The sequence below is a fragment of the Sinorhizobium sp. RAC02 genome (assembly GCF_001713395.1).
In the GTDB taxonomy this organism is placed as follows: Bacteria; Pseudomonadota; Alphaproteobacteria; order Rhizobiales; family Rhizobiaceae; genus Shinella.
The window spans coordinates 2614236-2635386 of the sequence record NZ_CP016450.1 but is presented as its reverse complement, the minus strand read 5'-3'; the positions used below and the strand labels follow the sequence as shown (position 1 = coordinate 2635386).

Genomic DNA, 21151 nt, shown 5'->3' with positions numbered 1-21151 from the left:
CCATCTTTCGCTCGTTGACTGGAGACGAGAGATGACGGTTCGCCCGCCACAGGCCCTTGCCCCCTCCTTCACCAAGGATACAGGGCTCAATATCCTCGAATACGAGTTGATGTCCGAGCGGGCCGATGCGCTCGGCCGGCACGGGCTGAAGGTCGAGAAGGCGCTGGCGCTGCTCAGTGAACGCCTTGCCGCGGGATGCGGCAATGGCGAACGCGAAGACCTGCTGAACGACGCGGCCGACAAGGTCTGGGCCTTCTTCATCCAGCGGGAAATGTGCGGCCTGCGCAGCCAGAAGGACGCCGTCCGCCGCTACGGCATTCCGCCCGAGGTGATTGCAAGGCTCGGTATCGTGCGGCGGAAGGCGTAGGCGTCAGGCGACGAGCTGGCGCGTGATCAGATCGTAGATGCCGTTGTCGTCGACCCGCAGTGCAAAGACTTCTTTCTTCGCCTCTTCCCGCTCTTCCAGTTCTCGGGTGCTTGCCGCATCAAGGTTGCGGATCGCCTCGCCGGTGGTTTCGGCCGCGGCTTCCTTGCCCGTGAACAGATTGTCGTTGGTTTTCGCAGGCGCTTTGTCGGTAATATCGGTGGCTTCCGCGCCTGCCGCGAGCAACTGAATGGTATCGAGCGCAGCGGCGGACGGATCGGCGGCTTTCTTGTCTTTCGTCTTGCCGGCGCTCGCGTCTTCGTGGGCTTCGCCGACAGCGTCCTGAAGCTCCTGTACATCCTCGAGCTTCTTGCCGGCTTCCAGCTTGCGGATCGTGTCTTCGCGCTCTTTGCGCGTCTCCGCATCCTCGACGCGGGTCGGGTCCCGCCGGGTGCGGTCGAGCTTCAGTTCCTCGATCGATTTCGGGTTCGCCGCGTCTTCCAGACGGGCAAGCACCTTCTGCATCTCGGGCGTCAGCGCCTTTTCATCATGCGCCTTCTCGGCCAGCGCTTCCTTCACCCGCTCGGCTTCGGTGCCGTAGGGATTGCGGATCGCGGCAACGAGGTCGCTCGCTGCGAGGCCGAGCTCGGAGAGGCCGGTCTTCTTTTCAAGCGTCGCGATATCGGCAGGCAACTCGCCGCGCTGGCGCGTCAGCATGCCGGAGAGGCGCTGTTCGAAGTCGGCGTCCGTCTCGTCTTCGCCCTGCGTCACGTCGGCGGTCAGCGCGAGGCGTGCGACGAGGTTTGCCGTCGCATCGTCGGAGGGGCCGCTCATCGCCTGCTTGACGGCAGTTAGTGTCGTGCCGAGCGAGCCGAGGGTGACGTTGAGCGTGCTTCCCTTGGCGGGAAGTGCGATGCCGTCGATGAGCGTCAACTGGTCGGCAAGGCGCTGGGCGAATTGCCGGCTGGATTCACCATCCTGCTGGGTGAGGCCGAGTGCATCACTGAAACGGGACACCAGCTTGGCAAGCGTGTCTTCGGCTCCGGCATTGCTGCCGAAGAAATGTTCGTTGATACGGGCGTTCGCCTGGCGTGCCGTGTCGTCCGAGCGCAGATGGGTCTGCTCTCGGATTTCGTCGGGCTTGCGCCCGCTCGCCTTCTCCGCTTCCTTGCGCTGGCGTTCCTCCAGTGTCTCGACGATCGACTGCATCGCCGATACGGCGGCAGTGGATTGCGCGCTCTGCAGGGGTGTCAACATGGCAACCTCCGGTCTCATCGGAGGATAGGACGGGTCTATTAACCAGGCGTTAATCCTGTGCCCGTCGGATTTCGGGGGTATCCGGCGGCTGCGGCCGGCAGACGACCGTCACCAGCACGAAGCTGACATAGAGCAGGAGATACCACGATCCGAGCTTGGTGAAGGGCACCATGTGCCAGGTCTTTTGCCCCGGATAGAGCCACACACCCGTCGCCGTACCGATGTTTTCCGCGATCCAGAGGAAGATGCTGGTGAGGAAGGCCGCGACGACGAGCGGCATCCAGCGCGGCTTCGCCTCCACCGTATAATAGATACGCACCCGCCAGAACAGCAGCACCGTCGCCGCAAACAGCACCATGCGGATATCGATGATGAAGTGGTGCATGTAGAAATTGACGTAGATGGCGATTGCCAGCAGCGCTGTCATCCAGAAGGACGGATAGTGCGTGAAGCGCATGTCGAAGATGCGGATGGCACGCGCCATGTAGCTGCCGACCGAGGCATACATGAAACCGGAAAACAGCGGCACGCCGCCAATGCGGAAGACAGCGTCCTCCGGATAGACCCAGGAGCCCATATGGACCTTGAAGATCTCCATGGCCGTGCCGACGAGATGATAGATCAGGATGACCTTCGCCTCTTCCAGGCTCTCCATCCTCAGCTTGAGGAAGGTGACCTGGATGGCGAGTGCCATCAGGAAGAGGGCGTCGTAGCGATGGATCGGCCAATCGGGCTGCCAGACGAGTTTCGTCAGGATGATCAGCCCGAGCATGAGGGCGCCGAACAGGCAGGCCCAGGCTTGCTTCAGGCCGAACAGGATGAACTCGGCAAGCCCGGGCGGGAGGGCCGCAAGCCGGCCGCGGATCAGCCGTCGCAGCGGTTCCAGCGCCGGCCCGGTCTGGTGCTGCTGTCCGTTTTCCACGGACTGGCTCAGCTATGTGCGAAAATGTCGGTCTCGTCCCAGCCGAGCAGATCGAGCTTGGCGCGGGTCGGCAGGAAGGCGAAGCAGGCATCCGCATGGGCAAGCCGGCCATCGCGCACGAGGCGGGCATTGAGCTTGTCGCGCAGCGCGTGGAGGTGGAGCACGTCGGACGCGGCATAATCGAGCTGCGCCGGCGACAGCGTTTCGGCCGCCCAGTCGGAGGACTGCTGATGTTTGGAAATGTCGACTTCGAGCATTTCCTTGAGATTGTCCTTCAGACCGTGCCGGTCGGTGTAGGTACGCGTCAGGCGCGACGCGATCTTGGTGCAGAAGACCGGCGTGGTGGTGACGCCGAAGGTATGGAACAGCACGGCGATATCGAAGCGGCCGTAGTGAAAAATCTTCTGGCGGCTCGGGTCTTCCAGCATGGCGACGAGGTTCGGCGCTTCCTTCTGGCCGGCAGCGATGCGGATGACATCCGCCGTGCCGTTGCCCGGCGAAAGCTGCACCACGCACAGCCGGTCGCGGCGCGGGATCAGGCCGAGCGTCTCGGTGTCGATGGCGATCGCGCCGGTATAGCGGGCCGCATCGGCCGCCGAGATGTCACCTTCGTGATACCGGATTGCACTTGCCATGAAAAACCCCATCTAAGCAGCACGAATATCCGCAGGCCTATAGCGCAAGTTTTTGCCCTGCGGTACCTCTTTGTGGATTGCGAAGGATCGGCCGCCGGCCGGAAGAGATGATGACGATACGATTGACCCTTGCCGCCCTTGCCATGCTGACGATCGTCCCGACCGCCCAGGCGCAGGTTTTTCACGACCTGCCGGGTGTCGTGACGACGGAAGAGCATGAGGCCGAAGATCGTGTGACATGCGAGCCGCGCTATGTTCCTCCGCCGGAAAACAGTTCCAGGCAGATATGGGGACACACCGTCTATGATTGCGTACGTGGCGGCGTGACGATCACCGGCAGAGGCCAGCCATTGTCACGCGAGCGAAGTTTGCGCGGTCTCGACTGGTAAGACACAGGCCGCCCCTTCGCTTTGCCCATACCATCGAGACTGTCCATCCGGAGGAGCCATGACCGACGATACCTTGCCGCTGGTGATCAGCGCGCCCGAGCCGCGTACGCTGGACCTCATCTTCACGCCGGCGGCGGAGGCCGAGCTGCGCAGGACCTACCGGATCGTCGAGGCTGATGCGGAAAACGTTGCAGGGCTCGGTGACGATGTCCTGGCGGAGGCGCGCTACATTCTCGGCCAGCCGCCGCTTTCGGCAGAAACGCTGGCGCGCATGCCGAAGCTGCGGTCGATCCTCAATGTCGAAAGCAACCTCCTCAACAATATGCCCTACGAGGTCCTGTTCGAGCGCGGCATCCATGTCGTGACGACGGGGCAGGTTTTTGCCGAGCCGGTTGCCGAACTCGGCCTTGCCATGGCGCTGAACCTGGCGCGCGGCGTGATCGACGCGGATGTCGCCTTCCGCGAAGGACAGGAGCTGTGGGGCGGAGAGGGTAATCAATCCGCCCGCCTGTTGTCCGGTTCCGAGATCGGCATCGTCGGCTTCGGTGATCTCGGCCGCGCGCTGAACCGCCTGCTCTCCGGCTTCCGTGCAAAAATCCGTGTCTTCGATCCCTGGCTGCCGCCGTCCATGCTGCGCGAGGCGGGCGTCGAACCGGCGTCGCTCTCGGAAGTGCTGGCGATGAGCGATTTCGTCTTCGTCGTTGCGTCAGTGACGAGCGAGAACAAGGGCTTTCTTGGCGCAGAGGCTTTCGCCTCGATGCGCAAGGGCGCTGCCTTCATCCTGCTCAGCCGGGCGGATGTGGTTGATTTCCCGGCGCTGATGGCGGCTGTCGAATCCGGCCATATCGTTGGGGCAAGCGACGTCTATCCGCTGGAACCGCTGCCGCTCGACCATCCGGTGCGCAAGCTCAAAGGCTTCGTGCGCTCGGCGCATCGCGCCGGTGCGCTTGACAGTGCGTTCAAGAAGATGGGGGACATGGTGCTGGAAGACATGGCGCTGATGGACCGCGGCCTGCCGCCGATGCGCTGCAAGCGCGCTGAGCGCGAGACGGTGTCACGCATGCGATCGAAACCGGTCAGCGTCAACTGAAAGAAAAGGCCGTGGCGGGAAACAGCCACGGCCTTTTCGATTCTTGATGGTGGTCAGGCGCGTTTGATGACCTTGATGAGCACGAGCAGGATCACTGCGCCGATCGTTGCGTGAATGATGGCGGCAAGGATGCCGCCGCCGATCGAGAAGCCGAGCCTTGGAAACAGGAAACCGGCGATGAAGGCGCCGACGATGCCGACGACGATGTTGCCGACGAGGCCGAAGCCGAAGCCCGAGACGATCAGGCCCGCAAGCCAGCCGGCAATGGCGCCGACGATGAGGAAAACGAGAATGCTTTCAATGCCCATACTATGCTCCCTTTGACAGTTCCATCTGTCTCTGCTGAATCTGGCAGCCGTTCTCAGGAAAGCAAGGGGCGCTGAAAACTTCTCTTCAGCCGCTCAGACGATGCCGCCGCCGCCACTCGCAACCGCCGGCCGCTCGCTTGTCACCTTCGCCCGGTAACCTGCCGACCGATAGGTCGCGACCGGATCGATCGCGCCGCCCGCGCCCAGCCGCGCCATGGCAAGGATCGGCTCGACATCGGTGCGGAAGCCGGCCTTCAGCGTTTCGGAGGCCATCAGCGCATCGTTGCCGTCCTGGTAGCCGGCAAGGGCCACACGATCGACGATCAGCCCCTGCGCATAGGCGCGGCACACTTCCATGGCACTGCGCATCAGGCTTTCGATCGGGTCGGTAACGTTGTGGCTCTGGTCCAGCATATGGGAGGGCGAAAAGCCCTCGGCTTTTCGCACTTCGGCATCGACCAGCTCGTTGAAGACGAGGAAGAGCCGGTAGGGATCGATCGAACCCGTATCGAGATCGTCGTCGCCATATTTCGAATCGTTGAAATGGAAGCCGCCGAGTTTCTTGAACTGGATGAGCCGGGCGACGATCATCTCGATATTGACGTTCGGCGCGTGATGACCGAGATCGACGAGGCAATAGGCCTTGGGGCCGAGCTCCTGAGCGATCAGGTAATTGCTGCCCCAGTCCTGCACGACCGTCGAATAGAAGGCCGGCTCGTACATCTTGTGTTCGGTGAACAGCCGCCAGTCGTCCGGCAGTTCTTTATAGATGGCCTTCATCGCATTGAGATAGCGCTCGAAGCTCTTGGTGAAGTTGGCCTGGCCCGGAAAGTTCGTGCCGTCGCCGATCCACACCGTCAGTGCCTTGGAGCCCAGCGCATTGCCGATGGCGATACATTCCAGATTGTGCTCGACGGCCTGCTGGCGCGTTGCGGCGTTGGCGTGCGACAGCGAGCCGTATTTGTAGGAATGCTCCTGCTGCGGAGCATCGGAGAAGGTGTTGGAGTTCATCGCGTCGAAGCCGAGGCCCAGCGCATTGCCCCGTTCCTTCAGCTCCTTGAGATCCGTGACCTTGTCCCACGGGATATGCAGGGAAACGGTCGGTGTGGCGCGGGTCAGTTCCTGGATGACCGCGCAGTCCTCCAGCTTGTCAAAAATGTTGCGCGGTTCGCCCTCGCCGGGGAAGCGGGCAAAGCGCGTGCCACCGGTGCCGACACCCCAGGACGGCACGGCGACCGCGTAGGCCGCGACCTTCTTCTTCACCGCATCGATATCGACGCCGCGACGGGCAAGCTGCGCGCCGAGATGCTCATAGTCGCTCTTCAGGTCGGCGAGACGCCTGTCGTTCTCGCGCGCAATCACGTCCTTGGAAATCATCGTCACGACAAAATTCCTCAGCGCGTGAAGGACTGGGCATTGCCCGCGTCGACATTGACGATGTTGCCGGTCGATTTGGCCGACATGTCGGAGGCAAGGAAATAGATCGCCTCGGCGATATCCTCCGGGAAGACCGAGAGCTTCAGCATGGAACGCTCGCGGTAGTGCGCTTCAAGATCGTCGGTTTTGTAGGTCGCGGCGCGCTGTTCCTTCCACTCGCCGGTCCAGATCTTCGAGCCGCGCAACACCGCATCCGGGTTCACCACGTTGACGCGGATCTGCTCGGATGCGCCTTCGAGGGCCAGGCAGCGGGCAAGATGGATTTCGGCGGCCTTCGCCGTGCAATAGGCGGATGCGCCGGGGGAGGCGGCAAGGCCATTCTTGGAGGCTACGAAGACGACGTTGCCGCCGGCCTTCTGCCGGCGGAAGATGCGGAAGGCTTCGCGCGCCACGAGGAAATAGCCGGTCGCGAGAATGCCGATGTTCTTGTTCCACAGCTCCAGCGTCGTCTCCTCGATGACGGCGGAGGAAGCGAGGCCGGCATTGGAGACGAGGATATCGAGGCCGCCGAACTCGACGAGCGTATCGGCAAAGCTCTTTGCCACCAGCGCCTCGTCGGTGACGTTCATGGCGACCGAGCGCACGACATCCTTGCCATAGCGGCTTGCCAGTTCGCTTTGAGCCGCTGCAAGCGCCGTCTCGTCGATATCGGCCAGCACCACGCAGGCACCCTCGGCCATCAGGCGGTTGGCGGTGGCCTTGCCGATACCGCCGGCACCGCCGGTGACGAGCGCGATGCGGCCGGCAAGGCTCTTCGGTTTCGGCATGCGCTGAAGCTTCGCCTCCTCCAGCAGCCAGTACTCGATGTCGAAGGCTTCCTGCTCCGGCAGGCCGACATAGTCCGAGACGCCGGAAGCGCCGCGCATGACATTGATGGCGTTGACATAGAATTCGCTGGAAATGCGCGCCGTCGCCTTGTCCTTGGCAAACGTGATCATGCCGACGCCCGGCACCAGATACACGACGGCATTGGGGTCGCGCATGCCGGGACTGTTGTCCCGCTTGCAGCGTTCATAATAGGCCGCATAGTCGGCGCGGTAGGCCGCCACCGCATCGGCAAGGCCTGCGAGCGTCTTGTCGATATCTGGGTTGGCAGGGTCGAAATCCACGACCAGCGGGCGGATTTTTGTGCGCAAAAAGTGGTCCGGGCAGCTCGTGCCCAGGGCTGCGAGCGGCGCCAGGTTCTTCGATGTCACGAAGTCCAGCACGGCTTCACCGTCGTCGAAATGGCCGACCTTCTTTTCATCGAGGCTGATCATGCCGCGAATGACCGGCATCAGCTTTTCGGCGACCGCGCGACGCTCGGAGGCAGGTAGAACCGGCTTTACCGCGCCGCCGAAGACTGGCGCATTGTTGTTGTCCTCGAACCAGCAGATTGCCTTGTTGATGATCTCAACGGTCGTTTCGTAGCATTCCTTCGCCGTATCGCCCCAGGTGAAGAGTCCATGGCTCTCCAGCACGAGGCCGCGGGCATTGGGGTTTTCCAGGCAGAATTTTTCAAGCCACAGACCGAGTTCAAAGCCCGGCCGCTTCCAGGGCAGCCAGCCGATATCCTCGCCGAAAATCTGTTGCGTCAGCTCGCGGCTGTTCTTCGCGGCGGCAATGGCGATGATCGCGTCCGGGTGCATGTGGTCGACATGCTTCTTCGGCACATAGGCGTGCAGCGGCGTGTCGATCGAGGCGGCGCGCGGGTTGAGATTGAAGGTGCAGTGGGGAAGGTAGCCCACCATCTCGTCCTCATGCTCCAGGCCGCGATAGAGGCCCTTCAGCGCATTCAGCTTCTCCATGTAGAGGGTGGCGAAGCCGTCCATCTTGATCGTGCCGACATCGCCACCCGAGCCCTTGACCCAGAGGACTTCCACCGCGCCCGCGCCGAGCGGGTCCGTCTCGATGGCCTTCGCCGAGGTGTTGCCGCCGCCGTAGTTGGTGATGCGCTTGTCGGAGCCGAGCAGGTTGGAGCGATAGAGCAGCCGCTCGGATTCGCTCATCGTCGACGCCTTGGCGTCATCCCACAGGTCTGCAAGGCGTGCGCCCTGGTTCTTCTCCAGCATCGGCATTTCCTCCCGGTGTTTCTCATGCGCAAGGCGATGGTTCTCATTCGCAAGGCTATCGCCGCGCTTGAAGGCATGCTTTCAGATCACATGAGAGTTTCGCCGATGTCAATCATAAACGATCAAAAACAATCATACTGCGCTGCACAATGAAAAAATATGATTGATTGTGATTGACATTGCGCGATCGTGATGGAAGCATTGCAAGCACTGGAGGAGCCATGCACGAGAAGGAAAGACATCGGATCATTCTGTCCGCGGTTCAGGAAAAGCCGGTCATCACCGTGCCTGAGCTAGTGGACCTGACCGACAGTTCCGAGGCGACGATCCGCCGCGACATCGCAGCACTTCACGTGCAGAAGAAGCTGCGCCGGGTGCGTGGCGGCGCCGAGGCGCTGCATCCGCCGCAGTTCGTCGGCCTTGCCGGCCGGCCCTTCACGGTGAACGAGACGCTGAACACCCGCCAGAAGCAGGCGATCGCCAAGGAGGCGGTCGGGCTCTGCGAGGATGGTGACCCGATCATCATCAATGGCGGCACGACGACATTCCAGATGGTGCATTTCCTGACCAACCGCCGCATGCAGGTCTTCACCAACTCGTTCAACATCGCCGAACACCTGCTGAAGCATTCGAAGAACACGATCATGCTCTCCGGCGGCACGATCTACCGCGAGCAGAACATCGTGCTCAGCCCCTTCGACAATGACGTGACGCGCAATTTCTATGCGCGCCGCATGTTCATGGGCGCGCAGGGCCTCGGGCCGCTCGGCCTGATGGAGGCCGATCCGCTGCTCATCCAGGCGGAACAGAAGCTGATCGACCAGGCGGACGAGCTCGTCGTGCTGATCGATTCCACAAAATTCAAGAAGCGCTCCAGCCTCATTCTCTGCGGGCTGAAGCGCATCGCAACCGTCATCACGGATTCGGGCATCGAGGACAGGGATGCCGCGATGCTGGAGGAGGCCGGCGTCAACCTGATCGTTGCAAACGTTCAGACCGACGCCAGAACGCAGACTGCACCCTCCTCGGCATGACGCCGGAGGGTTGATTTTCACTGGGAGGAAACGTCGTGAAAATTCTGAAGACATTGCTTGTGACCGCGGCCGTCTCGGTCGCGATGATGGCAACCGCACAGGCGGAAACCAAGAAGATCGCCCTCGTCGTCAAGGCGCTCGGCATCGGCTTCTTCGAAGCCGCCAACAAGGGCGCGCAGGAAGCCGCCAAGGAACTCGGCGACGTCGAAGTCATCTATACCGGCCCGACCACGACGACCGCCGAAGGCCAGATCGAAGTGATCAATTCGCTGATCGCCCAGAAGGTCGATGCCATCGCCGTTTCGGCCAACGACACGAATGCCCTTGTACCGGCCCTCAAGAAGGCCATGGACCGCGGCATCAAGGTCATCTCCTGGGATTCGGGCGTCGCGCCGGAAGGCCGCTCGATGCACCTCAACCCGTCGTCGAACCCCTTGATCGGCAACATGATCATCAAGCTTGCCGCCGACAACCTGCCTGATGGCGGCGATGTCGCGGTTCTCTCGGCGACGGCCACCTCGACCAACCAGAACGTCTGGATCGAGGAAATGACCAAGGTGCTGCCGAACTACAAGGGCATCAACGTGGTCGCGACCGTCTACGGCGACGATCTTGCCGATAAGTCCTACCGTGAGACGCAGGGCCTCATCCAGTCGCATCCGAACCTGAAGGCGATCATCGCGCCAACCTCCGTCGGCATCGTCGCCGCAGCCCAGGCCGTCACCGACGCCGGCAAGGTCGGCCAGATCAACGTCACCGGCCTCGGCCTGCCGTCCGAAATGGCCGGCCATGTGAAGTCGGGCGCGTCAAAATCCTTCGCGATCTGGAACCCGATCGACCTCGGCTACTCGGCGACGATGATCGCCTACGACCTGATCGGCGGCGCGGAAGCCAAGCCTGGCGCGGAACTGAAGATGGGCCGCATGGGCACCGTCAAGCTCGACGACAAGAACGAAGGCGCCATGGCCGATCCGTTCATCTACGATGCCAAGAACGTCGAAGAGTTCGCCAAGATCTTCTGATCTGGCGGTCTGAAGGGAGACTGCCCCTCATACGGCCTGCCGGCCACCTTCTCCCCGTGAACGGGGAGAAGGAAACTTGCCGCAGCGCTTCATCCCCCTCTCCCCGCTTGCGGGGAGAGGGCTAGGGTGAGGGGCAGCCCAGCCCGCATTGCTCGCTATCGAGCACAATAAACCCAACCGGTGGACCGAGACTTGCTGCAGGACACGACCACATCGCGGATGAAGCCCGCCATCGCACTTGAGGGGATCTCGAAATCCTTTCCCGGCGTGCGCGCGCTCGCCGAGGTCTCGCTCGCGCTCTATCCAGGTTCTGTGACCGCGCTCGTCGGCGAGAACGGTGCCGGCAAGTCAACGCTCGTCAAGATCCTCACTGGCATCTATCAGCCGGATGAGGGGGAAATCCGCGTCGATGGCGTAGAGACGCGTTTTCCGACCGCCACGTCCGCCGCCAAGGCCGGTGTCACCGCCATCCATCAGGAGACCGTGCTGTTCGACGAGCTGTCGGTCGCCGAAAACATTTTTTTGGGGCACGCCCCACGCACCGGCCTCGGCCTCATCGACTGGAAAAGGATGAACGCGAATGCGCGTGCGCTGCTGTCGCGCGTCGGTGCGGATCTCGATCCGTCGATCCGCCTGCGTGATCTCGGCATCGCCAACAAGCACCTCGTCGCCATCGCCCGCGCGCTTTCCATCGACGCCCGCGTCGTCATCATGGACGAGCCGACGGCGGCGCTGTCGCACAAGGAAATCCACGAGCTCTACGAACTGGTCGACCGGCTGAAGGCGGATGGCAAGGCGATCCTGTTCATCAGCCACAAGTTCGACGAGATTTTTCGGATCGCCGACCGCTACACCGTTTTTCGCGACGGGCGCATGGTGGGCGAGGGGCTGATCGGCGAGACGACTCAGGACGATCTCGTGCGCCTGATGGTCGGCCGCGATGTTGGCCAGGTGTTTCCCAAGCAGGAGGTTGCGATCGGCGAACCGGTGCTGACGGTCTCCGGCTATCGCCACCCGACGGAATTCGAGGACATCAATTTCGAACTGCGCCGCGGCGAAATCCTGGGCTTTTACGGCCTCGTCGGTGCCGGTCGGTCGGAATTCATGCAGTCGCTGATCGGCATTACCAAACCCTCTGCCGGAGCGATCAGGCTCGACGGTGAGATCAAGGTCATCCGCTCGCCGGCGGAAGCCATCGAAGCTGGCATCGTCTACGTGCCGGAGGAGCGCGGCCGGCAGGGCGCGATCATCGGCCTGCCGATCTTCCAGAACGTCACGCTGCCCTCGCTCACGCGCACCTCGCGCGCCGGTTTCCTTCGCATGGCGGAGGAGTTCGCCTTGGCACGGGAATACACCGCCCGCCTCGATCTGCGCGCCGCCTCGCTCGATCAGGATGTCGGTACACTCTCGGGCGGCAACCAGCAGAAGGTGGTGATCGCCAAGTGGCTGGCGACGCGCCCAAAAGTCATCATCCTCGACGAGCCGACCAAGGGCATCGACATCGGATCCAAGGCCGCCGTGCACGCCTTCATGAGCGAGCTTGCCGCCTCGGGCCTCAGCGTCATCATGGTCTCCTCCGAAATCCCGGAAATCATGGGTATGGCCGACCGGGTCATCGTCATGCGCGAGGGCCGCATCGCCGGCCGCTTCGAGCGCGCGGAGCTGACGGCCGAAAAACTCGTGCGCGCCGCCGCCGGCATTCAGGAGGCCGCATGAAACTATTGCTCAAGAACCGCGAAATGCTGCTGGTCGTAGCGATCGCCGCCCTTGTGGCGCTGATCGCCCTCCGCTTTCCGCCCTTCGTCACGCCCGGCAATCTCGCCAATGTCTATAATGACACGTCGATCCTGATCATCCTGGCACTCGGCCAGATGGCCGTCATCCTGACGCGCTGCATCGATCTCTCCATGGCCGCGAACCTCGCGCTGTCGGGCATGGTCGCGGCGATGATCAATGCGGCGATGCCCGGCCTGCCGATCCCGCTCGTCATCCTGACCGCCATGGCGCTTGGCGCCATACTCGGCTCGATCAATGGCCTGCTCGTCTGGAAGCTCGACATTCCGCCGATCGTCGTCACGCTCGGCACGCTCACCATCTATCGCGGCCTGATCTTCCTGCTGTCCGGTGGCGCCTGGATCAATGCACACCAGATGAGCGATGCGTTCAAGGCGCTACCACGCGCAGCCGTGCTCGGCTTCCCGCTGCTCTCCTGGCTGTCGCTCGTCATCATCGGCATCATGGTCGTGGTGATGCGCCGCACGCCGCTCGGCCGCGCCTTCTTTGCGGTCGGCGGCAATCCGCATGCGGCGGTCTATACCGGCATCGACGTCGGCCGCACGCGTTTCTTCGCCTATTGCCTGTCCGGCACGCTGGCCGGCCTTTCCGGCTATCTCTGGGTCTCGCGTTATGCGGTCGCCTATGTCGATATCGCAGCCGGCTTCGAACTCGATATCATCGCGGCCTGCGTCATAGGTGGTATCTCGATTGCCGGCGGCATAGGCTCGGTCGGGGGCGCGCTGCTGGGCGCGCTGTTCCTCGGCGTCATCAAGAACGCGCTCCCCGTCATCAACATCTCGCCCTTCGCCCAGATGGCAATCTCCGGCATGGTCATCATCATCGCCGTCGCCGTGAATGCGCGTGCTGAAAAGCGCAAGGGCCGGGTCATTCTCAGGAAGGCGGAGGCGGTCCATGGCTGAGACCCAGATGGTTGCGCGCCACATCCCCGACCGGCTGGAAGGCCGTGGCGCGCGGCTGGTAAAGAGCTGGGAGACGCTGCTGGTCGCCGTGGCGCTGGCGATCTTTCTCGTCAACTCCTTGGCCTCGCCCTATTTCCTTGATCCTTGGAACCTGTCGGACGCGACCTTCAACTTCACCGAAAAGGCGATGATCGCCTTCGCCATGGCGCTCGTCATCATTTCCGGCGAGATCGACCTCTCCGTCGCCTCGATCATCGCGCTCACCTCCACCGCGATGGGCTACGCCGTGCAACTCGGCTTCGATACGCCGGCGCTGGTTATGGTCGGCCTTGCCACCGGCCTGCTCTGCGGCGCGTTCAATGGCCTGCTCGTCACCGGTCTCGGCCTGCCGTCCATCGTCGTCACCATCGGCACGATGAGCCTGTTCCGCGGCCTCTCCTTCGTCATCCTCGGCGACAAGGCGTTTACCGGCTATCCTGAAAGCTTCTCCTGGTTCGGCCAGGGCTATGTCTGGTGGGTCTTTTCCTTCGAACTCTGCCTCTTCGTCGTGCTCGCGGTCATCTACGGCGTCGTGCTGCACAGGACGAGTTTTGGCCGGACAGTTTATGCGATCGGCAACAACCAGACGGCAGCGCTGTTTTCCGGTGTGCGGGTCGGGCGCGTCAAGTTCGTGCTCTTTCTTTTGACCGGCCTGATGGCCGCGATCGCCTCGATCTGCCTGACTGCGCGCCTCGGCTCGACGCGCCCCTCCATCGCCATGGGCTGGGAGCTGGAAGTGGTGACGATGGTCGTGCTCGGCGGCGTCAACATCCTCGGCGGCTCGGGCACCATTCCGGGCGTCGTTCTTGCGGCGCTCATCATGGGCATGGTGACCTTCGGCTTCGGCCTCTTGAACGTGCCGGGCATCGTCATGTCGATCTTCATCGGCCTGCTCTTGATCTCCGTCATCGCGCTGCCGATCCTCTATCGGCGCTTCCGCGGCCGCAGGAGCCATTGAGCCATGGAGAAATATGCGTTTCGCATGCGGCTCAATCTCGGCTGCTCGGCCGAATACAAGGCACGGCACGATGCGATCTGGCCGGAGCTTTCCGCCCTGTTGAAGGAGGCCGGTGTCTCGGACTACTCCATCCATCTCGACGAAGAGACGAACCTGCTCTTCGGCGTGCTCTGGCGGCGCGACGACCACACCATGGCGGACCTGCCGAACCATCCCGTGATGCAGCGCTGGTGGGCACACATGGCTGACATCATGGAGACGAAGCCGGACAACGAGCCGGTCGCCGTGCCGCTCGTTACCGTCTTCCATATGGATTGAAGCGATGACCCCGCCAAAAACCATCGCCGTCGTCGATATCGGCAAGACGAACGCCAAGGTCGTGCTCGTCGATGGTGAAAGCTTTCAGGAGATCGCCGCCCGTACCATGCCGAACGGCGTGGTGAACGCCGCACCCTATCCGCATTTCGACACGGAAAAGCTCTGGGCCTTCATCTTGGAGAGCCTTGGCGACCTCAACCGCGAGCACCCGATCGATGCGATCTCCGTCACCACCCATGGCGCTACCGCCGCGCTGGTTGGTGAGGATGGTCACCTTGTCCTGCCGGTGCTCGACTACGAGCACGAAGGCCCGCAGGAGCATGCTGACGCGTATCGCGCGGTCCGCCCGCGCTTCGAGGAGAGCGGCACCCCGATCATGCCTATGGGGCTCAATGCCGGTTTGCAGATCTATTGGCAGTCCGGGCGTTTTCCCAAGGCCTTCGCGAAGGCCCACCATATCCTGATGTATGCGCAATACTGGTCCTTCCGCCTCACCGGCATCGCGGCCAGCGAGGTAACGTCGCTCGGTTGCCATGCCGACCTGTGGGAGCCGCGCAACGGACGGTTTTCCAGCTTCGTCGAAAGCCAGGGCTGGACCCGGCTGATGCCGCCGGTGCGCAAGGCCGGTGACGTGCTCGGCCCGATCCGCCCCGAGATCGCTGCGGCGACGGGCCTTCGGTCGGATGTACCGGTCCATTGCGGCATCCACGATTCCAACGCCTCGCTGCTGCCCTATGTGCTGACGCGAAAGGAACCCTACGCGGTCGTCTCCACCGGCACCTGGGTCGTGGTCATGGCGATCGGCGCGCGGTCGGTCGTGCTGGATGAGGCAAGGGACACGCTGATCAACGTCAATGCGCTCGGTGATCCGGTGCCGTCGTCGCGCTTCATGGGTGGACGTGCCTTCTCTCTGCTTGGTGGCAAGTCCGGCGACCTCCCGCCTGCGGCCATAGCTGAAGTGTTGGAGCGCGGCGCCATGCTGCTGCCATCGCTGCCGGAGGAATCCGGGCCGTTCCCCGGCCACAAGGCGACATGGACCGTACCGCGCGAAGAGCTGAGCGAGGATGCGGCGCAGGCCGTCATCGCCTTCCACCTTGCCCTGATGACCGCAACCTGCCTCGATCTCATCGGTGCGGACGGACCGGTGATCGTCGAAGGCCCATTTGCCGCCAACAGGGCATTCCTGATGATGCTGAAGGTTGCGACAGACCGCCCGGTGCTGGCCGGTGGCAGCGCGACCGGCACGAGCATCGGTGCTGCCTGCCTTGCCGCGGGCAGGGCCCCGGACCCCGCACTTGTTTCGATTATGGACACATTGCCAACGGACGCCGTGGACTATGCGGCGCGCTGGCGCGCGCTTGCCGGGCAGGGATAATAGCCTTCAGCGGCTATGCTCAGAAAACGCGGGCCTTGGCCGGCGCGCGCGCCGCATCGATATCGAGAAGAAGATAGATGGCGGCGAGTGTTGCGGAAGCAATCACGGTCGCGCCCAATGCCAGAACAATCATTGCTCTTTCCTCCTGACATCATTGTCAGCCTATGCCCTGACCCTACGCGCGCGAGCTTGTCTGAGGCTGACGCAGCGTTGGGCAATGTTAATTTTAGCGAACCCGGAAGCAAGCCATGAACTATTAACCTTCAGGCAAGGAATTAACCATAAACATTGAACTACGCGTCGGAATGGGAAATTCGCCGTTTCTCACCCAGGCATGATGCCGACCCGCCGTACCGGATTTGAACCGGTATTCGAGTTTCACCGAATTTGATCATGGATCGACGGGTGGCATCGCGTGCGCCGGCTTGCCGGTACGCTACCGCCCCTTGAGCACGGCCGGTCAGCCAACCTCTCCTCCATGCGAGAATTCAATGAGCCACCCTTTTTGGGCGGCTTGGCATTGTTGGTTTGGGAGCGATTTGGTGCAGGAAATGCCAGCAGAACAGGCCCGAACGGGACAGGCGACCAGCCTGCGCGACCGTTTGCGTTTTGCCGGCGTCGACAGCAGCCAGGGCGATACGCTCCGCCGCCACCGCCAGACACTTGAACGGCACGTCGAAACGGCGCTTCGCGATCTTTTCCAGCGTTTCCAGACTTTTCCCGATGCCGCACGCCTCTTCCAGAGCGAGCGCCAGATCGACCGCCTGCACGACCTCCAGAGCTCCCACTGGAGCGTGCTGACCGATGCGCGGTTCGATGCGCTTTACGCCGAACGCGTCAAAGTCCTCTCCGACAGCGAAAGCCAGATGGGCCTCGACCCGCGCTGGCGCATTGCCGGCCATTCTGTCGTCGTCGAAACGGTCGTCTCCGGCCTGATCGAGGACTACTGGCCGAAATCGATTTTCCCCGGCGCCGGCAAGGCGCGCCGCAAGGAACTGACCGACCTCGTCTCCGCCTTCCTGCGCACGGCCTTTGTCGATGCGGAAATCGGCATCTCGCTGCGTTTCAACGAACTGCGCCACGCCCACCAGCGGGCGCTTGGCGAACAGCGCCGGGAGGACCGCGCCGAACTTGACCGCGTGTTCGGGGATACGATCCGCAGCCTGTCGCAACTCGATTTCTCCGCCCGCGTTGCCGGAGAGATGCCGGATGCCTGGCGTGACCTCGCGGAGACGCTGAACGGTGCGCTCGACGAAATCCAGTCCCGCCTCACGTCGGCAGCCGACCGGGCGACGGAAAGCGACCGTCTCGTCGGCACGCTCGCCTCGGGTGCCGGTGCGCTCTCGGCCCGCTCCGCCGAGCAGTCGGCGACACTAATCGACACGGCAAACGCGCTCGGCAGCATTGTCGAACGGGTCCGCCAGACGCTCGATGAAACCCGCAAGGCGCAGTCGGCCGCAGCCTCCACACAACAGTCCGTTGCCCACAGCGGCAACATCGTCGGCGAGGCCATGTCCGCCATGGCCGACATCGAGGCTTCGGCGGAAAAGATCGGCCAGATCATCGGCGTGATCGACGAGATCGCCTTCCAGACCAACCTACTGGCATTGAATGCCGGCATCGAGGCCGCACGGGCCGGCGATAGTGGCCGCGGCTTTGCCGTCGTCGCGCAGGAAGTGCGGGCCCTTGCCCAGCGTTCAGCGGATGCGGCCCGCGAGATCAAGCAGCTCGTTACCAGCACGAAGTCGCAGGTCGAAACCGGCGTCGAGCACGTCCACCGCACCCAGGATGCGATCGGCAACATCGTGCGCCAGGTCGAGGGCATCAACGACGCGATCACCGGCATCGTGCGCGAAAGCGCCGTCGATGTAGATGGACTTGGCAGCGTCACGGCCGATATCGGCCGTGCCGGCCGTGCGCTCGAAGCGGACGCTTCGGATGCAGGCCGCGTCGGCGAGGCAGGCGGCGACCTGCATGCTGTCATTCTCGAACTCGGCCGGACGATCCGGGAGTTCCATGTTTCCCCAGGCCGCGATCTTCGACGCCCGGGCCGCCCCGCATCGGTGGACCAGTATGTGGCGCCGGATCGCAACGAAGCGCAGGCGTCTCCCCTCGATTTCCTGTCGGCACGCGCCGTCGGCTTTGGAGGCTGAGATGACGAACAGGCAACCCCGGCATTGGTTCTCGACGGCACGCAGCCGGCTTTCGGAAGAAAGCCATCCGCCCGCGGTGCCGAACAGGGCGACGATGATTTTGGACAGACGCAGACAAGGAACCCGGTAATGGCGAGCAAGAAAGCCGTTCAGAAAAGTTTAAGCCTTGCCCCCGTTCTCGATCTCAACGAGGCGACGGCGCTGCATACCCAGCTCATGGGCCTGAAGGGCAATCCGCTCGTCATCGACGCCTCGGCGGTCGAGCGGGTCGGTGCGCTCTGTGCCCAGGTGCTGATGGCCGGTGCCAAGAGCTGGGAAGAGGACAGGCAGCCCTTCACCTTCGGCAAGGTTTCCGATCCTTTCATGAAGACAATGCAACTTATCGGCGTGAACATTGATCACTTGCTGGCACAGGAGATTCGGCAATGAAGAAAAAAGTCCTCACCGTGGATGATTCACGGACAATCCGGAACATGCTTCTGGTTACCCTCAACAATGCAGGCTTCGAGACCATCCAGGCCGAAGACGGCATCGAGGGGCTGGAAGTTCTCGAAAACGCCAACCCGGATGTCATCGTCACCGACATCAACATGCCGCGCCTCGACGGCTTCGGCTTTATCGAAGGCGTGCGCCGCAACGAGAAGTACCGGGCAATCCCGATCCTGGTCCTGACCACCGAAAGCGATGCCGAGAAGAAGAACCGTGCACGCCAGGCCGGCGCCACGGGCTGGATCGTCAAGCCTTTCGATCCGACCAAGCTGATCGACGCAATCGAGCGCGTAACCGCCTAATTCACTAGTCCAGGATTCTCCCGATGGATATGAACGAAATCAAAGAGATCTTCTTCCAGGAATGCGAGGAGCAGCTCGCGGAATTGGAATCCGGTCTCTTGAAGCTGAACGACGGGGATCGCGACCCGGAAACGGTCAACGCCGTTTTCCGTGCCGTGCATTCGATCAAGGGCGGTGCCGGTGCATTCGGCCTGGATGACCTCGTTTCCTTCGCCCATGTGTTCGAGACGACACTGGATTGCGTTCGATCCAACAAGCTGGAGCCGACCCAGGATGTCCTGAAGGTCATGCTGAAGTCCGCCGACGTTCTGGCGGACCTGACCAATGCCGCCCGCGATGGCGGAAGCGTCGACGAGGCCCGTAGCCGCACACTCATCCGCGAACTCGAAGCCCTGGCGAACGGCGAAACGCCGGCTGCTGCCGAAGCGCCCGCGCCAAAACCTGCAGCCGCTGCTCCCAAGGCGGCCGCACCGGCGCCGGTCGTGGAAAAGCCCGCGGTCAACGACGAAGGGTTCCAGCCGATCCCGTTCTCCTTCGGCGATTTCGACGACGAACCGGCTGCGCACTACGTTCCGACCTGCCAGGTCCTCTTCAAGCCGAAGAAGGATCTCTACGCCAAGGGCAACGAGGCCGTCCTCCTGCTGCGCGACGTTTCCCGCCTCGGCGACATGAGCGTCTATTGCGACATGGACGCTCTGCCGACGCTCGACAAGATGAACCCTGAGGAAGCTTACTTCTCCTGGAAGATTTCGGTCACGACCGAAAAGGGCGAGGATGGCGTGCGCTCCGTCTTCGAATTTGCCGAATGGGATTGCGACCTCGACATCCGCACCATCGAGGAAGACGTCGTCAGCGAAGCGGCAGATGACGAAGAGCTGCCGATGCAGCCGGTACCGTTCGACCTGTCGATCCTCGACGATGGCGGCTCTGTCGCCGCCGAGGATGAACCGGCAATCATCGAAAGCGATGCCGCTGCCGCCATTGCCGCCGCAGAAACCGCAAGCAAGGTTGCGCAGGTCACAAGCCGCGCCGCCGACAATGCCAAGGCCGCTGCCGCCGCATCGGCCGCGAGTGCTGCGCAGGCCAACCAGGCCGCTGCCGCCGGCCAGACGATCCGCGTCGATCTCGATCGCGTCGACCGCCTGATCAACCTTGTCGGCGAGCTCGTCATCAACCAGGCGATGCTCTCGCAGAGCGTCGTCGAGAACGACAGCAACGGCACGTCCTCCATCAATATGGGCCTCGAAGAGCTGCAGCAGCTCACCCGCGAGATCCAGGATTCGGTGATGGCGATCCGCGCGCAGCCGGTAAAGCCGGTCTTCCAGCGCATGGCCCGTACCGTCCGCGAAATCGCCGATATTACCGGCAAGTCGGTGCGCCTCATCACGGAAGGCGAGAACACCGAAGTCGACAAGACCGTCATCGACAAGCTCGCCGAGCCGCTGACGCACATGATCCGCAACGCGGTCGATCACGGCCTCGAAATGCCGGAGAAGCGCGAGGCGCTCGGCAAGAACCCGGAAGGCACGGTTCGCCTGACGGCAAAACATCGTTCTGGTCGAATCGTCATCGAGCTTGCCGACGACGGCGCCGGCATCAACCGCGAGAAGGTGCGCCAGAAGGCGATCGACAACGACCTGATCGCGGCCGATGCCAATCTGTCCGACGAGGAAATCGACAACCTGATCTTCCACGCCGGTTTCTCCACCGCCGACAAGGTTTCCGACCTTTCCGGCCGCGGCGTCGGCATGGACGTGGTCAAGCGCTCGATCCAGGCGCTTGGTGGCCGCATCTCGATCTCGTCGAAGCCGGGCCAGGGCTCCGTCTTCACCATGAGCCTGCCGCTGACGCTTGCCGTTCTTGATGGCATGGTGGTCACGGTTGCCGGCCAGACGCTCGTCGTGCCGCTGACGGCCATTGTCGAGACCTTGCAGCCGGAAGCCTCCGCCATCCATTCCTTCGGCGCCTCGCAGCGGCTTATCTCGATCCGCAACTCGTTCTGCCCGCTGGTGGATGTCGGCCGGATCCTCAATTTCCGCAACATCCAGGCCAACCCGATGGACGGCGTGGCACTTCTTGTCGAATCGGAAGGCGGCGGCCAGCGCGCCCTCATGGTCGATGCGATCCAGGGCCAGCGCCAGGTCGTCATCAAGAGCCTCGAGGCGAACTACACGCACGTTCCGGGCATCGCCGCGGCGACCATTCTCGGCGACGGTCGCGTGGCCCTCATCCTGGACGTCGATGCGGTGGTTGCCGCATCGCGCGGCCACTCCCTGAGACAAGACATCTCGCTTGCTGCAACCGGTTGAGAC

Annotated in this window: 20 protein-coding genes; 14 read left to right on the top strand and 6 right to left on the bottom strand. The window is 62.8% G+C overall.

What is annotated here, in order from left to right; all coding sequences use genetic code 11:
- Positions 1-31: 31 nt before the first annotated feature.
- Positions 32-367, top strand: a complete 336-nt coding sequence (locus BSY16_RS12695) for a DUF6665 family protein (protein ID WP_069059997.1) — start codon at positions 32-34, stop codon at positions 365-367.
- Between the two features lie 3 nt (positions 368-370).
- Here BSY16_RS12695 and BSY16_RS12690 read toward each other — a convergent pair whose 3' ends face one another.
- From BSY16_RS12690 to BSY16_RS12680, 3 genes are read right to left on the bottom strand one after another with little or no spacing between them, the layout of a single operon-like run.
- On the bottom strand, positions 371-1621 hold the full coding sequence (locus BSY16_RS12690; protein WP_083242902.1) for a hypothetical protein: 1251 nt from the start codon (positions 1619-1621) through the stop codon (positions 371-373).
- A 49-nt stretch (positions 1622-1670) separates the two neighbouring features.
- The gene (locus BSY16_RS12685) at positions 1671-2543 is read right to left on the bottom strand and encodes a DUF817 domain-containing protein (protein ID WP_150129952.1); all 873 of its coding nucleotides are present in this window, start codon (positions 2541-2543) and stop codon (positions 1671-1673) included.
- Positions 2544-2551: 8 nt separating this feature from the next.
- On the bottom strand, positions 2552-3178 hold the full coding sequence (locus tag BSY16_RS12680) for a ribonuclease D (protein WP_069061521.1): 627 nt from the start codon (positions 3176-3178) through the stop codon (positions 2552-2554).
- Positions 3179-3288: 110 nt separating this feature from the next.
- On the opposite strand from BSY16_RS12680, the gene BSY16_RS12675 reads away from it, so the two are divergent.
- Together BSY16_RS12675 and BSY16_RS12670 are read left to right on the top strand one after the other, a co-directional pair.
- Entirely contained in the window at positions 3289-3567 is a 279-nt protein-coding gene (locus BSY16_RS12675) for a hypothetical protein (RefSeq protein WP_069059996.1), read from the top strand.
- Between the two features lie 58 nt (positions 3568-3625).
- Positions 3626-4657, top strand: a complete 1032-nt coding sequence (locus tag BSY16_RS12670) for a hydroxyacid dehydrogenase (RefSeq protein WP_069059995.1) — start codon at positions 3626-3628, stop codon at positions 4655-4657.
- Between the two features lie 53 nt (positions 4658-4710).
- Here BSY16_RS12670 and BSY16_RS12665 read toward each other — a convergent pair whose 3' ends face one another.
- The 3 genes from BSY16_RS12665 to BSY16_RS12655 form a co-directional block, all read right to left on the bottom strand.
- On the bottom strand, positions 4711-4965 hold the full coding sequence (locus tag BSY16_RS12665; protein ID WP_069059994.1) for a GlsB/YeaQ/YmgE family stress response membrane protein: 255 nt from the start codon (positions 4963-4965) through the stop codon (positions 4711-4713).
- A 93-nt stretch (positions 4966-5058) separates the two neighbouring features.
- Entirely contained in the window at positions 5059-6342 is a 1284-nt protein-coding gene (gene rhaI, locus BSY16_RS12660; protein ID WP_069059993.1) for an L-rhamnose catabolism isomerase, read from the bottom strand.
- Between the two features lie 17 nt (positions 6343-6359).
- Positions 6360-8453 (bottom strand): bifunctional rhamnulose-1-phosphate aldolase/short-chain dehydrogenase, encoded by a 2094-nt coding sequence (locus tag BSY16_RS12655; protein ID WP_069061520.1) that lies wholly within the window; start codon positions 8451-8453, stop codon positions 6360-6362.
- 221 nt (positions 8454-8674) lie between these two features.
- Here BSY16_RS12655 and BSY16_RS12650 point away from each other — a divergent pair, with 221 nt between their 5' ends.
- The 11 genes from BSY16_RS12650 to BSY16_RS12600 all read left to right on the top strand — a co-directional run bounded on the left by BSY16_RS12650 (position 8675) and on the right by BSY16_RS12600 (position 21148).
- Entirely contained in the window at positions 8675-9487 is an 813-nt protein-coding gene (locus BSY16_RS12650; RefSeq protein ID WP_069059992.1) for a DeoR/GlpR family DNA-binding transcription regulator, read from the top strand.
- Between the two features lie 35 nt (positions 9488-9522).
- Positions 9523-10509, top strand: a complete 987-nt coding sequence (rhaS, locus tag BSY16_RS12645; protein WP_069059991.1) for a rhamnose ABC transporter substrate-binding protein — start codon at positions 9523-9525, stop codon at positions 10507-10509.
- Between the two features lie 219 nt (positions 10510-10728).
- Complete coding sequence (locus tag BSY16_RS12640; RefSeq protein ID WP_069059990.1) at positions 10729-12225, top strand: sugar ABC transporter ATP-binding protein; 1497 nt, start codon at positions 10729-10731, stop codon at positions 12223-12225.
- On the top strand, positions 12222-13205 hold the full coding sequence (locus tag BSY16_RS12635; RefSeq protein ID WP_069059989.1) for an ABC transporter permease: 984 nt from the start codon (positions 12222-12224) through the stop codon (positions 13203-13205). Before BSY16_RS12640 ends, BSY16_RS12635 begins: the two co-directional genes overlap by 4 nt.
- Positions 13198-14202, top strand: coding sequence for an ABC transporter permease (locus BSY16_RS12630; RefSeq protein WP_069059988.1), 1005 nt, complete (start codon positions 13198-13200; stop codon positions 14200-14202). Before BSY16_RS12635 ends, BSY16_RS12630 begins: the two co-directional genes overlap by 8 nt.
- 3 nt (positions 14203-14205) lie before the next feature.
- Positions 14206-14520: an L-rhamnose mutarotase gene (gene rhaM / locus BSY16_RS12625; protein WP_069059987.1), complete on the top strand. Its 315-nt coding sequence runs from the start codon at positions 14206-14208 to the stop codon at positions 14518-14520.
- Between the two features lie 4 nt (positions 14521-14524).
- Positions 14525-15895 (top strand): FGGY-family carbohydrate kinase, encoded by a 1371-nt coding sequence (locus BSY16_RS12620; RefSeq protein ID WP_069059986.1) that lies wholly within the window; start codon positions 14525-14527, stop codon positions 15893-15895.
- Positions 15896-16446: 551 nt separating this feature from the next.
- Positions 16447-18048, top strand: a complete 1602-nt coding sequence (locus tag BSY16_RS12615; RefSeq protein ID WP_286157132.1) for a globin-coupled sensor protein — start codon at positions 16447-16449, stop codon at positions 18046-18048.
- 129 nt (positions 18049-18177) lie between these two features.
- The gene (locus tag BSY16_RS12610) at positions 18178-18477 is read left to right on the top strand and encodes an STAS domain-containing protein (protein ID WP_069059984.1); all 300 of its coding nucleotides are present in this window, start codon (positions 18178-18180) and stop codon (positions 18475-18477) included.
- Entirely contained in the window at positions 18474-18839 is a 366-nt protein-coding gene (gene cheY1 / locus BSY16_RS12605; protein WP_069059983.1) for a chemotaxis response regulator CheY1, read from the top strand. Before BSY16_RS12610 ends, cheY1 begins: the two co-directional genes overlap by 4 nt.
- Before the next feature lie 23 nt (positions 18840-18862).
- Positions 18863-21148: a chemotaxis protein CheA gene (locus BSY16_RS12600; RefSeq protein WP_069059982.1), complete on the top strand. Its 2286-nt coding sequence runs from the start codon at positions 18863-18865 to the stop codon at positions 21146-21148.
- The last annotated feature ends 3 nt before the right edge of the window (positions 21149-21151 follow it).

What these genes read in the sequence shown, in the direction of transcription:
- BSY16_RS12695 (WP_069059997.1), top strand. Translation starts at nt 32, where the DNA reads ATGACGGTTCGCCCGCCACAGGCCCTTGCCCCCTCCTTCACCAAGGAT.
- BSY16_RS12690 (WP_083242902.1), bottom strand. Translation starts at nt 1,621, where the DNA reads ATGTTGACACCCCTGCAGAGCGCGCAATCCACTGCCGCCGTATCGGCG.
- BSY16_RS12680 (WP_069061521.1), bottom strand. Translation starts at nt 3,178, where the DNA reads ATGGCAAGTGCAATCCGGTATCACGAAGGTGACATCTCGGCGGCCGAT.
- BSY16_RS12675 (WP_069059996.1), top strand. Translation starts at nt 3,289, where the DNA reads ATGACGATACGATTGACCCTTGCCGCCCTTGCCATGCTGACGATCGTC.
- BSY16_RS12670 (WP_069059995.1), top strand. Translation starts at nt 3,626, where the DNA reads ATGACCGACGATACCTTGCCGCTGGTGATCAGCGCGCCCGAGCCGCGT.
- BSY16_RS12665 (WP_069059994.1), bottom strand. Translation starts at nt 4,965, where the DNA reads ATGGGCATTGAAAGCATTCTCGTTTTCCTCATCGTCGGCGCCATTGCC.
- rhaI (WP_069059993.1), bottom strand. Translation starts at nt 6,342, where the DNA reads ATGATTTCCAAGGACGTGATTGCGCGCGAGAACGACAGGCGTCTCGCC.
- BSY16_RS12655 (WP_069061520.1), bottom strand. Translation starts at nt 8,453, where the DNA reads ATGCTGGAGAAGAACCAGGGCGCACGCCTTGCAGACCTGTGGGATGAC.
- BSY16_RS12650 (WP_069059992.1), top strand. Translation starts at nt 8,675, where the DNA reads ATGCACGAGAAGGAAAGACATCGGATCATTCTGTCCGCGGTTCAGGAA.
- BSY16_RS12640 (WP_069059990.1), top strand. Translation starts at nt 10,729, where the DNA reads ATGAAGCCCGCCATCGCACTTGAGGGGATCTCGAAATCCTTTCCCGGC.
- BSY16_RS12635 (WP_069059989.1), top strand. Translation starts at nt 12,222, where the DNA reads ATGAAACTATTGCTCAAGAACCGCGAAATGCTGCTGGTCGTAGCGATC.
- BSY16_RS12630 (WP_069059988.1), top strand. Translation starts at nt 13,198, where the DNA reads ATGGCTGAGACCCAGATGGTTGCGCGCCACATCCCCGACCGGCTGGAA.
- rhaM (WP_069059987.1), top strand. Translation starts at nt 14,206, where the DNA reads ATGGAGAAATATGCGTTTCGCATGCGGCTCAATCTCGGCTGCTCGGCC.
- BSY16_RS12620 (WP_069059986.1), top strand. Translation starts at nt 14,525, where the DNA reads ATGACCCCGCCAAAAACCATCGCCGTCGTCGATATCGGCAAGACGAAC.
- BSY16_RS12615 (WP_286157132.1), top strand. Translation starts at nt 16,447, where the DNA reads ATGCCAGCAGAACAGGCCCGAACGGGACAGGCGACCAGCCTGCGCGAC.
- BSY16_RS12610 (WP_069059984.1), top strand. Translation starts at nt 18,178, where the DNA reads ATGGCGAGCAAGAAAGCCGTTCAGAAAAGTTTAAGCCTTGCCCCCGTT.
- cheY1 (WP_069059983.1), top strand. Translation starts at nt 18,474, where the DNA reads ATGAAGAAAAAAGTCCTCACCGTGGATGATTCACGGACAATCCGGAAC.
- BSY16_RS12600 (WP_069059982.1), top strand. Translation starts at nt 18,863, where the DNA reads ATGGATATGAACGAAATCAAAGAGATCTTCTTCCAGGAATGCGAGGAG.